This window comes from Polyangiaceae bacterium (genome assembly GCA_020633235.1).
Classification (GTDB): Bacteria; Myxococcota_A; Polyangia; order Polyangiales; family Polyangiaceae; genus JACKEA01.
On sequence record JACKEA010000002.1, the window covers coordinates 554,955 to 569,671 of the forward strand.

4 protein-coding genes are annotated in these 14,717 nt (G+C 70.5%); 3 read left to right on the forward strand and 1 reads right to left on the reverse strand.

All coding sequences use genetic code 11. The features are described from left to right. Window position 1 precedes the first annotated feature (1 nt). Window positions 2-3,778 (reverse strand): zinc-ribbon domain-containing protein, encoded by a 3,777-nt coding sequence (locus H6717_13030; GenBank protein MCB9577939.1) that lies wholly within the window; start codon window positions 3,776-3,778, stop codon window positions 2-4. A gap of 89 nt (window positions 3,779-3,867) precedes the next feature. Between H6717_13030 and H6717_13035 the strand changes: the two genes are divergently transcribed. From H6717_13035 to H6717_13045, 3 genes are all read left to right on the forward strand, one after another. After that, entirely contained in the window at window positions 3,868-4,422 is a 555-nt protein-coding gene (locus tag H6717_13035) for a peptidylprolyl isomerase (protein ID MCB9577940.1), read from the forward strand. Between the two features lie 79 nt (window positions 4,423-4,501). Continuing rightward, window positions 4,502-9,250, forward strand: a complete 4,749-nt coding sequence (locus H6717_13040) for a hypothetical protein (protein MCB9577941.1) — start codon at window positions 4,502-4,504, stop codon at window positions 9,248-9,250. Beyond that, window positions 9,247-14,664 (forward strand): hypothetical protein, encoded by a 5,418-nt coding sequence (locus H6717_13045; GenBank protein ID MCB9577942.1) that lies wholly within the window; start codon window positions 9,247-9,249, stop codon window positions 14,662-14,664. Before H6717_13040 ends, H6717_13045 begins: the two co-directional genes overlap by 4 nt. The last annotated feature ends 53 nt before the right edge of the window (window positions 14,665-14,717 follow it).

Genomic DNA, 14,717 nt, shown 5'->3' on the forward strand with positions numbered 1-14,717 from the left:
CTCAATCCCCGTCCCACGGCCTCCCGAGCTGCGCGAGCGCCTTCTTGGCGTCCACGCGATACGGCGAGTCTTTGGGGCCGCCGCGCAGAAAGGCCTCCCAGTGCTTGATGGCTTCCTTGCGCGGGCCGAGCGCCCGCGCCAGCTGGTAGTGCGCCTCGTAGATCCAGTCCGGCTTGGGATCCATCGCGTCCCCGAGCTCCACCGCCTTGTCGAGCTGCTCCTGCGCTTCGTTGGTGCGCCGGTTGTCGACCAGCAGCTTGCCGTAGCGATAGCGCCAGGTGGCGTTGTTCGGGCTCTCCGACAACGCCTTTTGCCACTCGCTCATGGCGTCGTCCTCGCGGCTGAGCTGGTTGTAGGCGTCGGCCAGAGCAGCATGGGCCTCGAAGCGACTGGGGCGTAGCTCGAGGGCTTTCTGCAGATCCTTGACGGCGTCCTTCACGGCGCCTTCACGAGCCCGGAGCACGCCGCGCTGCCAGTAGGCGTCCGCCAGCCCCTGGTCCAGATCGAGCGCCTTACGGAGCGCCGTCTCGGCCACGCCCAGCCGGCCCGCTTCGTTGGCGGCCCAACCGACGTACAGGAAGTACTCGGCACGGTTGGGATCCAGATCCGCTGCGCGCTGGAGGTTCTTGAGCGCCTCGGCCAGGTTCTTTCCCTCCACCAACAAGGCGCGCCCCAAGCAGTGGTGCGTCTCCGCGGAGTTCGGACGTTTCTCGAGCACCTTGCCCAGGAGCTTCACCGCTTCCGCGGCGCGGCCGGACACGGTCTTGCCACATCCCACCCGCAGCATCAGATCCGGGTCGTTGGGAGCCTTCGCCAGCGCGCTCTCGTAGGCCTTCAGTGCCTCGTCGGTGCGCCCCGAAGCCTCGTACAGGAGCCCGCGCTCCAGGGCCAATCCGGGATAGTCCCGGTCCACCTTGGCGACCTCGTCGAAGACCTTGGTGGCTTCCTCGAATTTGCGATCGCGACGCAACGCCGCACCCAGGCGGAACTTGGCGCCGACGTCGCCCGGGTCGAGCTTCAGCGCTTCTCGGAACTCCGACACTGCGGCGTCGTAGCGGCCTTGCGACTGCGCCAACTCGCCGAGCGCGATGTGAATCGCCGGAGAGTCCGGGAGCTGGTCGCGAGCGTCCGCCAGCACCTTCTGCGCTTCCTCGGTTCGACCTTGCTGGCCGAGCAACAGCGCCAAACCAACGTAGGCGACCACGGCGTCGGGGTCCTTGCCCCCGATCTTGATGGCGTCCCGATACGCGGCCTCGGCGGTCTTGCGATCGCCGCTTGCCTCTTCGATCTTGCCGAACCAGTAGGCGACCAGCATCGACTTCGGATGCGTCTCGCGCAGCTTCTTGATCGCGGCGCGGGCGTCCTGCAGCCGCTCCAGCGCCAGCGTGGCCTTGGCCACGCCGACCTTCGCGGCGATGTCATCGGGATCGGCCTGCACCCCCGCCTCGAAGCGCGCCAAGGCCTCGGAGTAGCGGCCCGCGCGATACAGCGCATCGCCCAGACCCGCGAGGGCCCCGCTGGCCTTGGGATCGATCTTGAGCGCTTCCGCATAAGCCGCTTCGGCGTGAGAGATGCGCGAGCGCGACAGGTGAATGTCGCCGAGCAAGGTCTCGGCCCCCACCAGCTCTTCCGGACTGGCGTCCGCCTTCTTGCTCGTCACCTCTTCGAGCAGCTTGGTGGCTTCCACCTCCTTGCGCTCGGTCTTCCACATCTGTCGCGCGAGCAGGGTCTTGGCACCCACGTGAGCGGGGCTGCGCTCGAGCGCAGTGCGCGCGAGCTTCTTCGCGTCTTCGCCCGCGCCCATCGCTTGCTTCGCCCGCGCCAGACCGAACGCCGTCCGCGCGCTCTTCTCGACCTCTTCGGCAGCCATCCACGCCGTCTCTGCGGCTTTCGGATCCTTGGCCAAGAGCTCGAGCTCCCCCCGCAGCACCAGCACGTCGATGTCTCGGGGCGCTTTGCTCTCGAGAGATTGCGTGAGCTGGCGAGCCCGCGGCAGCTGACCTTCGGCCGCGGCCTGCGCGGCTCGGGCGAGGGGCAGGAACTCTACGTCTTGCTCCTCCTTGAGCTCGTCGAGCAGCACCTTCGCTCGCGCGTCGAGCTCGGCGTCGGCGCCAAAACGCAGCTGTCCGAGCTCGATCACGTACGCGGAGTAGGCGGCCATCGACTTGAGCCGCTTGGCGCTGGCCCGCGCCTTGTCGACGACCTCGAGAGCGTGTTTCGCGGAGGGGTAGGTGTCCTTGCCGAGATCGCCGTGCACCTCGCTCAGGGTCTTGGCGATCAGGGACTTGTGCTCGCCGCTCTGCAGCTTGTCGGCAATCCAATAGGCACCGAAGGGGCCCACCGATGGAACCAGTGCCAGAGCGGCGCCCCCGAGAGCGAGCACGACGACGATGGCGGCGGCAGCGCGAAGTCCGACGCGGCGCTTCTTGGCCGGGGTCGCACCGGGCAGCGGCATCGGCTGCGGTGCGATGGGAACCGGCTGCATGTGCTCCGGAGCCGACGTCTCCTGCGGGATGGCGCCGAACTCCATGTCGTCCGGCGCCGTGGGTACCTCTGCCTCGAGGACCCCACCGGTATCTCCCCCCTCCAGGTTCACCTCACCGAACGCGGTGCCGCCTCCGGCTTGGCGAACGATCGCGGCGTTGGGGTCCTCGCCGGTGAGAGGCAGCTCGAGCTCGTCGGCACCACCGCCGGCGGCCACCGGCCAGCCCGCCTCCGACGCTGCCGGCCAACCCGGTCCGCCCGGGGACGGCAGACCCGCGCCTCCGGGGGTTGGCAGGCCAGGGCCACCAGCGGTGGGCAAGCCGGCCCCGCCCGCGGTGGGCAAACCAGCGCCTCCGGGCGACGGTAATCCGGGTCCGCCGGCTGTTGGCAGGCCAGGGCCTCCGGCTGTTGGCAAGCCAGCGCCTCCGGCCGTCGGCAGCCCGACTCCGCCAGGGGTCGGTAGTCCCGCGCCACCGGGGGAAGGCAGACCGGCGCCCCCTGGCGAAGGCAACCCCACGTCTGGAACGGCGGGAAGCCCGGCGTGGCCCGTGGGCAGATCGATTTCTCCGAATCCTCCCCCTTGGGGCGGTCCTCCAGGGGAAGGCAGATCCACTTCCCCGAAGCCACCTCGCCCCACACTGGGGAGGTCCATGTCGAGAGGCTGGCGGGGCGCGGGCAGATCGAGCCCGCTATCGAGCTCCGGCTGTGGGGGTCGTCCTCCGACCACCGGAAGATCGAGCTCCTCTGCTTCGAAGCTCGCTGGTGCGGCGGCGACGGGCGCCGGCAGATCCGCCTCGTCGCCCGGAAGCTCCACGCCGAGATCACCGAAGTCGGCGAGCTCCTCGAGCGGCGCTGTCGCGCCCAAGGGCTTGGGCTTGGTTCCGACGGGTGCAGGCAAGTCTGCATGGCTCGCACCGACGCTGGGCAGATCGATGTCGTCGAGCTCCAGATCCCCGCTGGGAATGACGGGCGGTCCGGCGGGCATGTGCCGAGGTGGTGCAGGTGGTGGCCCCCCGGGGCGCGGAGGTGCGGGGCGCGGTGGCCCACCCGTGCCGACTCCGAGCATGGTGGCCTTGTGGGCTGCTGGAGGCTTGGGTCGGGGCGGCGCGGAAGCAGCCCCTCCCAATGCAGCGCCCAGCACCGGGCTCGGTCCGGTGGCGCGCGGATCCTGCGGAGGGTCGACCTGGAACGACGTGCCGCACTTGGGGCAGCGCATCTTGAGGCCGCTGGAGGGGACGCGGCGCTCGTCGACCTGGTAGGGGGCCTGGCAGCCGGGACACTCGACCTTGAACATCGGATCCTGCGCCAGTCTTAGCAGGAGACCCGCGCCCGTGTCGCGGTTTCTGAGGCCGCTCCGGCCTCATTCGTGCTAGCCGAGCGGGCATGCAGCGGTGGACGTCGGTCCTGCTGGGGTTCGTATTCGCGGTGGCGCTCGTCGCTTTGGCGCTCAAGGTCGGTGCGCCGGCGCGGGAGGCCGCTCACGCGGCACCTTCGGCGTCGGCCGCCGCGGAGCCGCCGCCGACCGTGGAGGAGCCCCAAACGGAGGATGCTGGACCGGAAATCTCCCTCGATACCGAAACAGATGTCGTGGACGAGGGTGATGCGGGTGCTTCGGCGCTGCCCGCCTCGGCCCCCAAGGACGTGCACATCGGCGTGATTCTGTTCACCTACGCTGGCGCACAGTTCGCGCCCGACAGCGCTCGCAGCAAGGAAGAAGCCAAGAAGCTCGCCGAGGCCACCTTGGAAGAGGCCAAGGACGACTTCGCAAAGGCCGTAAAAAAGGGCGATCGCGGCTCGACCAAGGACATTGGCGTGGTGCCCCGAGGGGTCCTCGAGCCAAAGCTCGAGTACGCGGTTTTCACGCTGGCGAAGGGTAAAGTGTACCCGGAGCCGCTGGATACCCCGCGAGGTTACTGGGTGGTCATCAGAAACGAGTGATCATGGCGGATATCACTCGCGATTTCTGAGCGGGTCGACCTATTGTACTGTCGAATACGCGCCGCGATCGCAGAAGCGAATGACGAGGACTTCCAGCCCGCCGAACGCCGCCACGTCGATCCCTCCCGACCCCAACGTGACCGGCGCATCGATTGCCCGGCTTCGTGAAGAGCTGGAGGGCAACGACTCCCCCACCGCACAGGCCGTGCTGCTGCACGAGATCGCCGTGCTCGAAGAGCTCGCGAGCGACGAGTCGGGCGCTGCTCGAGACTATTTGGCGTCCATCAACGCGGAGCCGGAGTTCAGCGAGCCCCTCGAGCGACTGATCGCGATCCTCCAGCGCCGCAGCTCGCAGAAGAACCTGGGCAAGCTCCTCGAACGCTTGGTGGCCGTGGCCGACGGCGCCGAGGAGCGCGCGCGTGCCCTGGCCGAGCGCGCAGCCTTCGTGATTGGCGAAGAGCAGGACATCGACACCGCACGTGCGCTGCTCGAAGAAGCCGTGGACGAGAAGCCGGACGACGGCGGCGCGTGGTTGGCCCTCGAGGTGGTGGCCGGCACGCTGAGTGACGAGTCCCTTCGAGCCAAGTGTCTCGCTGCGCGGGCACGTCTGTGCCAGCACCCAACCTGGCAGGCGCTCTTGCTGCTGGATCTCGGGCGGCTGCAGCTGGAGCTCGGCGACGACGAAGCCGCCATTGGATCCATCCAGGCAGCACTGGAGCAAAAGAGCGAAGCCACCTACGTGTGCCTCGCGAGTCTCGAGGAGGTCGCTCGACGTCTGGGCAAGAACGACGTCGCGGCGCAGGCGCTGGAAGCGCGCGCGACGCTCATCACCCGCGCCATGGAGGACGAGAGCACCGGCGACGCCTTGGGCGTTCCACGCTCGGCCCGTAGCAAGGCGCACGCTGCCGAAGCCCTGCTGCGCGCCAGTGACGCGCATCGTCGCCGCGGGGACATCGTGGCGGCCAGTGCGTCGCTCGCGCGCGCCACGGAGCTGTTGCCGACCGAGCCCGCCTTCGGACGGGCGCAGATTGCGCTGGCGCAAGCACAAGGCAACACGGAAGCGACCGCGACTCTGGCGCGGGGCGCACTGGAACAAGGCTCGAAGGGCGCCATGGCCGCCGCGCTGTGGCTGCGCGTCGCCGAGTGGGCCGCGGAGCAAGGCGACGGTCCCGGAGCACTGGACGCCGTGAACAAGGCCCTGGTCGAAGACGCGGGCAGCATTCCGGCTCGCGCCCTGGCACTGGATCTGCTCTCCGGTGGCCACGACCCGCAAGCATTGGCGAGCACGCTGGAGGCAACCGCGGAGCAGCTCGAGAGCGACGAGGGCAAGGCTCGCTTCTTCCTCGCTGCCTCCGACGCCTGGGCGCGGCGCGCCGGCGACGTCGCCGGCGCGAAGGCCGCGCTGTCGCAGGCGGGCATGTACGGCACGGAGCCAGGAACGCTGGCCCGAGTGTCCCGCATGTTGAGCGCCCTGATCGGCGACGCGGCATGGTTCGAGGACTCGACGCGCCGCCTGCTTGCCGCGGGGGCCACCGAGTCGGAGCAAGCGAGCCTGTGGTTCGAGCTGGCTCGCAGTCGCTTGGGTCGCAAGGAGCTGCCGAGCGGAACGCAGGCCTTGGCGTCCCTCGCGGAGAGCGCCGGCGGCGCGTGGCTGGGCAACGTGCTCCGAAGCTTCGCGCTCCCTTTGCTGGACGGCGCCTCCAGCGAAGAAGGGCGCACGGCCCTCGGCGAGCTCGCCAAGCTCGAAACCGATCCCTTCGCTGGGCGAGCGCTGCGCCTGTTGCGGGCGCTGCGGGCGCTCGGAGCGGACGACCGGCAGAGCGCGGTGGAGGAGCTGTCCGCCCTCCACGAAGAGGACGCCTCCGACCTCGTGGTGGCCGCAGCGCTCGCCTCGCTGGCTCGCCTCGCTGGCGAAGAAGCGAAGGCCGCCGAGGTCCTCTCGGCCTGTGCGCTGGCAACGGCGGACACGGAGCTGGCAGCAGCGCTCCAGCTCGAGGCCGGGATCGCCTTCTGGCAGAGCGGCGATCGCAGTCGAGCCGTGGAGAGCTTCAACGCGGCCAGTGCCAACGCCCCCGCGGCGGGCAGCGCGCTCTTGTCCTGGGCCCTCCGAGCGGCCGAGCCCAACTCCATCGACGCGCGCCGGCGCGCCCTGGAGGCCGCCGCAGAAGACGCCGATCCGGCTGCCCTCGCCCTGGAACGCTTCGCCCTCGAAGCGGGCAAGGACGGCAACCCGAACGAAGCCGCGGACGCCCTCGAGCAGCTGAAGGACGCCAACGACGAGATCGGTCGCGCGGCGCTCTTGGCGCAAGCACTGTGGACTCCCGAAGACGCCGACCCCACCGCTGCCGAGCAAGCCTTGGACGCCATCGCCGAGCTGGGGGGCACCGCGGCGGCGATTGCTCGCGCGTCGGAGCACGTGCTCGGGCTCTCGGCGACCCCGGCCGGCACGGCGCCGGAGCCGATGTCCACCAGCGAGAGCGCTCGGCGCTGGACCGAAGCCGACGCCAGTCCGCCCGCTGCCCTCGAGTGGCTCGCGAGCACCATCGCGTTGGAAGATCGCGACGCCGAGGTGGAGGCCCGTCGCGCAGTGGCCACACGCATCCCCACGGCCGACAGCGCCCTCGCCTGCAGCGCCGCAATCGTGAGTCGCTTGGCCGGGGACGAGAGCACGCCGCTGTTACCGACCACCGACGAGCTCTCGCGCCTCACCAACCTGGAGCTGGCCCCGCCGGGTGCGGATCCTCGCCGCCGCGCGCACGCGCTGGCGGCCGCCCAGAGCAGCTTGGGGGAGGAATCCTCTTCCCTGGTGCGCGCGCTGTACGGCTACAACTGCCTGGCTTCGGGTGACATCGAAGCCGCCACCAGCGCGTTTCGAGCGGTGGTGGAGGCGTACCCCGACGAGCTCATCGGCTGGGAGGGCCTGCGCGCCGCGGCGGAAGAAGCCAAGGACCGAGCAACGGTGGCAGAGGCCAGCGCGGCGTTGGGCGACGCCATCAGCGACGACCACTTGGGCGCCGAGCTGTGGGAGCACGCCGCGCTGATCTTGATCGACGAGCTCGACGACGTTCAGCGCGGCGAGTTCGCGCTGTCTCGCGCCGTCGAGCGCGATGTGGGTCGCTTCGTGGCCTTCGACAAGCTGTTCCGCATCGTCCGCGCCCGCAAGGACGGCAAGCGTTTGTTGGAGCTGATCGCGAAGCGCTTGGACGTCGCGGAAGATCCCGAAGAGATCGCCAAGCTGTTCTGGGAACGCGCCCGCGTGCTGCGCGGCGCCGGGGACCGCGACGGTGCGTTGGCCGCTCTCGAGAACGTCACGATGTTGGAGCCGGATCACGTCGGCGCTTTGGCCCTGTCCGGGGAGATCTACCTCACGTCGGGCAAGCTCGGCGCCGCTGCCGAGAAGCTCGGGCGGCTTTCCACCCTGGAAGAGGCCCCCGCCAAGCAACGCTTGATGAGCGGCGTCGCCGCCGTGGACATCTTCGAGAACAAGCTGAACGACCCAGAGAAGGCGCTCACGGTGCTCGAGTCCCTGTACAAGAGCGGACTGTCGACCCTGCCCGTGCGCGAGCGCCTCGCTCGCTCGGCCGCCAAGCTCGGCGCCTGGGAGCAAGCCACCCAGGTGCTGGAACAGCTCATGAACGAGCGCGAGAGCTCTTCCGGGCGGACCGAGGCCGCGCGCTTGGCCGTGGCGATCCACCGCGACCGTCAGGGACATCCCGAGCGTGCCCTCTCCGCGGTCGAGCGCCTGCTGGAGGAGTCGCCGGATGACGGCGAGGCGTTGGACCTGGTGCTGAGCGGCGTGTTCCCGCCAGACGTCTCGAACGCGCTGCTCTCCCGCGGCCGCGACACCATCGTGGGCAAGTTGGTGCAAGAGCCGATGGATCCCGAACGCGTGGATCGCCTCGCTCGCATCGCCGCGCGCCTCGATCTTCCACGGGTGCGTCAGGCTGCCCTGGGCGCCCTCGTGACCCTGGGGGAAGGCTCGCCGGAGATCGATCGCGAGCTGGCAGTGCTCGACCAGCGCGTCGCCCGGGTACCGCAGATGGCCATCGACGAGACCGCGTTGCCGGAGCTGTGTGATCCGGAAGATCGCGGGCCCGTTCCGAGCTTGATGCGGGCGCTGGCCACGACCTTCGCGGAAGCGCTCGGGCCGGGCCTGGAAGCGTTCGGCGTGGGACGCAAGCAGCGCGTCGATCCTCGCGCGGGGCTCCCGGTTCGCAACGAGATCGCCGCCTGGGCGGGTGCCCTGGGAGTGGGCGACTTCGATCTCTACGTGGGCGGGAAGGATCCGATGCTCATCGCCGGCGTCGCCAGCGAGACCCCCGCCGTCGTGATCGGCGCGGAGGTGAACGCACCGCTGTCCGCGGCCCACCGCCAAGCAGTGGCCCGCGAGCTGTTCGCCCTGCGCCGGGGCGTCACCATCCTGCGACACCGGGACCCCACCGACGTGGCTGCGCTGGTGGTGGCCGCCTGTCGCGTGGTGGGCATCGACGTGCCGTCGCCCCAATACGCGATGCTCGGGGAGTTCCAACGGGTGCTCACCAAGGAGATGCCGCGGCGGGTCAAGAAGGTGCTGCCGGAGCTGGCCACGGCCGTCGCCCACTCGGGACAGGATCCATTGGCGTGGGTACGTGCGGCAACGTCGAGCCTCGACCGTCTGGCGGCCATCGCGGCGGGAGACGTGTCCTACGTCCTGAGCGGCGGGGACATCCCCCGAGGCCGCCTGGGGGCTTCGATGGAGGCACAGGCGCGCGCGGCCCGCTTGTTGGGCTTCGTGCTGTCGCCCACTTATCTCTCTTTGCGGGAGAAGCTGGGCATGGGTGTTCGATGAGCGACGCAGACGATCCCAAGCCGAAGCCGAATCCCCACGCCAGTGGTGCCGGCAGGAGCGGCAGCGCCCGCAGCATCGGCGAGGAGCTCGGCGGGCTCGACTTCGAGCCTGATGCACTCCTCGATTCGCTGCTCGCCGACGACGAGCCGCGCGGGGAGAGCGCCCCGCCGCCCGGACCACCGCTCCACGTGCCGGACGAGCGCGACTTCCCCGAAGACGAGGTCACCGTGATCGCGTCCGCCAACGAGCTTTCGGCCGCCGCGGAAGAGGCGAACAAGGCGCAGGCGGACGTCGACGAGCTCCTCGACGACATCGCCGAGAGCGTCAAACCGCCACCGCTGCCGCGGGCTGCACCGCCGCGGCCGCCACCGCCGCGCATCCCGCGGCCGGAAGCGACGGCAGAGCCCCCCGCCGTCAATCGGCCCGGACCACCACCGCGCGAGCCGTTCCCTCCGGCCATGAGCCCCGCGCTGCCCCCGGCAGCAGAAGAGCTGCCCTTCCGCGACGACTCGTTCGATCTGGAAGAGCTCGAGATCAAGGCGGATGCGCCGCCCCTCGATGCCCGCGCCACGCCGCCCCATGGCGTGGACGCCAGCCACCTCGCGGCTTCCCTCCCTTCCACTCCGGATGCGGATTACGACCAGCTCGACGCCGACGAGTTCGAAGAGGTCGCCCCGCCCACGCCGGTGGTTCGTGACACGGACATCGCCGCCGTGCGCATCACTCGCGATACCGAGGTGGGCTCCGAGGTCTCGCGGGACACCGAGGTGGGGACACCGCCGGCCATCGCCGAGCCAGAGTCCGACAGCATCGACGATCTGCTCGGCGGCCAGGACGACGAGGTGCGACCGGTGGCCCCCGCCGCAACCCTGCCCGGGGATGAGCGCCCCGCCGCAGCGCACCTCCACGACCGCGGCGCGTTGGAGATGTTCCGAGCGCGGGCGGAGTTGATGGAGAGAGAGGCCATCGCTCGCCCCGACGCGGACAGCAAGAGCCGCGCGTTGGTGATTGCCAGCGAGCTGTGGGCCATGAGCGGCGACCTCGAGCGCGCGCGCCGAGTGGCGACTCAAGCCGCGACTCAACAGCCGTCGTCCGCGATCGCGGCGCGCCAAGCCCGCCTACTGGCGGCCGCAGAGGGCGACTGGAAAGCCGTCGCCGCCAGCTTGGAGACCGAGACACGCTCCGCACCCAGCAACGAGGGACGCGCTCATGCCGCGTACCTGGCTGCGGAAGTGCATCGCCTCGGCCTCGGAGACCAGGCCAGCTCCGAGCGCAAGCTCGACGTGCTCGCCCGCCTCGCTCCCTCGGACGCGCGAGCACCGGTGGCCAAGGTGGTCCGGGCCCTGGCAGCCTCGGCGGAAGCCCCCAAGCTCAAGGACTCCGGGATCGAGACCCTCGACACCGCTGTCGCCAATCTGGTCCGCCTTCGCGGAGGCAGCGCAGAGCTGGCCACGCCGATTCCTGCAGTCTCCTTCGAGGATGCGCGCCGCGCCCTGAGCAGCGGCGATCGCGCGGCAGCGGGACACGCGATCCGAGATCTCGCGGAGGTGCATGGCCTCGATCGCGCGGCGCGCTGGCTCGCGGCAGCGCTGCTCGCGCCGGCGTCAGAGACTCGCGCCGAAGCCATCCGTACGCTCGATCGGCTGCTGAGCACGGCGCCCAGCACGGCCGCCCGCCGCGCCTTGGCGGCGCGCGCCTTGGAGCACAACGACGCGGCCGCCGTGCAGTCCGCCCTCGGTTCCGACGACGAAGCGTTTACCGCCGCAGACCGGGTCGCCCTGGCGGCGCTCACGGGCGGCGGCCGTGAAGCCCTGGCGCCTCTGCTCCAGGGTCTCGCCGACAATCCGCGGCTCGCTGCCTTGAGCGACGCGGCGGCCAGTGCCGCGGCCCCCGCCGCGATGCCCACGGTTCCCAGCTCGGGGGCTGACCCGGAGCGTGCGGAGGTGGGGCTTGGCCGCGCCGCCATCGCTCAGCTCGCCGCCAGCGCCGATCCCACCCTGCTCCCGTCAGCGTTGGAGTCCTACGCCAAGACCCATCCCGACGAGCCCCTCGCCAAGCTCACCGCGCTGGAGCTGAGCTTGCGAGACAAGAACGCAGCCCGCGTGGCGAGTGCCATCGCGGAGTGGCCTGGAGACGAAAGTCCCGAGGAGCGGAGGGATCGAAACGCCGCCGCAGCGCTGATCTCCGAGCTCGGTGGCGACCTGGACGACGCCGGCCGTCGCTATGCAGCAGTGCTGGGAGCGGACCCGACCCACGAGGCGTCGGTTCGCGCGCTCGTCGCGCAGGCCCCACCGCCGGGAGCGGCAGAGCTGCTCACCGCGCTCGCGGAAGCGATCCCCGAACCCGCCCATTCGAGTCTCCTGCTCACGGAAGCAGCACTGCGTCTGGGCGAGGATCCCGCCGCGGCAGCGCTCATCGAGCGCGCCGCGGAAGCCGATCCGAAGCTGCCCTTCGCTCAAATCCAAGGCGAGGTGCGCGCTCGCGCCCGAGGCGACGCCGGCGGCGTGGTCGAGTGGCTGCGCGCTCGTCGGGACGGAACGACGGATCCCATCGAACGCGCCCTCGACAACGTGCGGGAAGCGCTGCTGGTGGCGGACGGCGACACGACGCTGGCCGTGTCGCTGCTGGAGGAGGCCCTGACGGCCCGCCCGGGAGACGTCGGCCTTCGCGAGCTGTGCGAACGGATGTCCCCCGGCAGCGGGAGCGATCGCGGCGCTTGGCGCGAAGAAGTCGCCCAAACCGCGGCGGAGACCGATCGCGCGGGGCTGCTCTTGGACGCGGCTCTGGAGTACGAAAAGGCGGGCGACATCGAGGCGGCAGCGCGAGCCGCCCACGAGGCCGCGAGCCTGGGCGGCGAGCTGGTGAAGATCACGGCCGAACGTCTGGCGGCCTCGGGTCCCGGCGCCGCCGCGCTGGCGGACACGCTGCTCACTCGAGCCCGCGAAGAAGAAGACGTCCAGCTGCGTCGCGAGCTGTACGAGCGCTTGGGCAGCCTGGACCGCGCGCGCGGCGAGTCCAGCGCCATGCTGTGGGACACCGCCATCTTGGAGAGCGAGCCGGGTTACCTCCCCTCGCTACGCCGCCTCGAGCACGGCTACGTCGGCAGCGGCCGCGCGGAGGAGCTCGAGCCGGTGGCGGCATCTCTCGCCGGACTGCTCGATCGCAGCGAGGCGCAAGCGCACGCCCTGTTCGCGATGCGGGGGCGACGCGGGAGCGGCGACGTGAACGGCGCTCGCGAAATGGTGACCCTCGCGGCAAAGCAAGAGCCGCCGCCGCTGTGGGCCTTGCGGGCGCAATCCGCCCTGGCACGTCAGTCCGGCGACGACGCCGCGAGCTACGAAGCCGACGCTCACCTCAGTGAGCGCGCCAGCCGAGCCATCGACGCCGCCACCCTGGCGCTCCGGGCCAGCGAGGCCGCGACGCGCCTCGGCAAGGTCAGCGAAGCGAAGGAGCTGCTGGATCGCGCCGTGGAGCTGATGCCGGAGCACCTGATCGCGCTGTCCACCCAAGCGGAGGTGCTGGAAAAGTCCGGGGAGCATGCGCGGGCCGCGGAAGCCATGGAAGCCGTGGCGGCCGCCAGCTCCGTGGACGCGCATCGCGTGACCGCGTGGTACTCCGCCGCCGTACTGTGGCTCGACCACGGCGAAGGCGGCGACCGCGCGCTAGTGTGTCTCGAGCACGCCGCCGATCTGGATCTGCGCCACGCGGACGTGTTCGAGCGCCTGCGCGACCTGTACATCGCCCGCGACGACCGCGAAAAGCTCGCCGAGCTCCTCGAGCGCCGGCTGGACCAGACCGACGACCCCGAAGAGCGCGTTTCCCTGGAGGTCACTCGGGGCCGGGCCTTGGCCGAGGTCGGCGATCGCGACGCCGCCAAGATGGCCTTGTCCGCGGCCCTGGACGCCAACCCCGATCACGTGGAAGCGCTGGACGCCTTCGCGGAGCTGTCGGTCGCAGAAGGAGACTGGGAAGGCGCCGAGCAGGCGTGGATCCGCCTGGCCCGCTCCGCCACGGACGCGGATCGCCAAGTCGAAATCTACCGCAAGCTCGGCAACCTGTACGAAACCGAGCTGCCGAATCCGGAGCGCGCCGAGCTCGCCTACAAGGAGATCCTCAAGCGCCACCCGAACGACGTGGGCGCCGTGGAGCGCCTGGTGTTCGTGTACGGCCGGCTAGGAGACACGGCCAAGAGCATCCAGATGCAGACCGAGCTGGTGAACCAGGCGGGCAGCCCGGAGGACAAGCGCGATCGAACCTTGGTCCTGGCCAAGGTGTTCGAGGAGCTGGCGCAGGATCGCCGCAAGGCCGAGACCACGCTCGACCGCGCGCGCAAGACCTGGCCACAAGACGGCATCGTGCTTCGCGCGCTGGCGGAGTTCTACCAACGCCACGGCGAGACGACCGCCCTCAACGTGCTGCTCGATCGCTCCGCCAACGACGCGCGCCGCGCGCTGTCGACGGGCCGTTTCGACTCTGGCTTGTTCGCGGCGCTGGCCACCGTGGCCGAGCTCCGCGGCGGCACCGACGCCGCGGCCATCGCGCATGCCACGCTGGATGCCCTGGAAGGCCGCGAGACCGAGATCACGGGCGCGGGGCCGAGCGCCGCCGACCCGCGGCTGGACGAGCTGCTCGCCCCGGATCTGCTCACGCTCCCGCTCCGTGCGCTGTTGAAGAAGAGCGGCGACGCTCTGGACGCCGCCTACGCCGTGGACCTACGTACGCTGCGCGCCACTCCCCTGCCCCAAGAGGCGCAGGGCTTCGTGGGCCAGCTCCAACAGCTGGCGCAGCGCTTCGGCATCAACGGCCTCGAGGTGTACTCCTCCCCCGCGGTGGGCAAGAACGTCCTACCGCTATCCACCCTGCCCGCGCGCCTGGTGTTCGGCACCGAGTTGCTGGAAGCGGGCGACGAGGCCGTGCGAAACTTCCTGGTGGTTCGCGCGCTCAAGATCATCCAGGGCGTAGCGTGCACCTTGGCGCGCACCGCGCCCATCGATCTGTGGCCGGTGATGGCAGGCTACTTGAGCGTGTTCGCCACCAACTGGTCGCCGCCCAACGTGGACGCCAAGAAGCTCGCCGACGCGCAGCAGCGACTGCGCTCCGCCATCACGCGCCGGCTGGACGACGACGTTCCGGTGCTGGCGTTGGAGGTCATCGGCTCCATCGGCAACCGCGCGAGTCAGCTCGGGACCGCCATCAACCAGTGGGGCAACCGCACCGCGCTGTTGGTCACTGGGGATCCGAACGTCGCACTCGCCGCAGTGGCTCTGGCTTCGGGCCACGACGAAGGACCGCCCGGCGATGGCGTCGAGCGCCTCAAGTGGATCGTGCGCAATCCCGAGGCGCGGGACCTCGCCGTATTCAGCGTGAGCGAGCAATACGCCGAAGCGCGCCGTCGTCTCGGCGTCGCGGGCTGACCCGCGCGCGCTGGCCGCGACGGGGCTCGCGCCGCACCAACATTCTTCTGCCC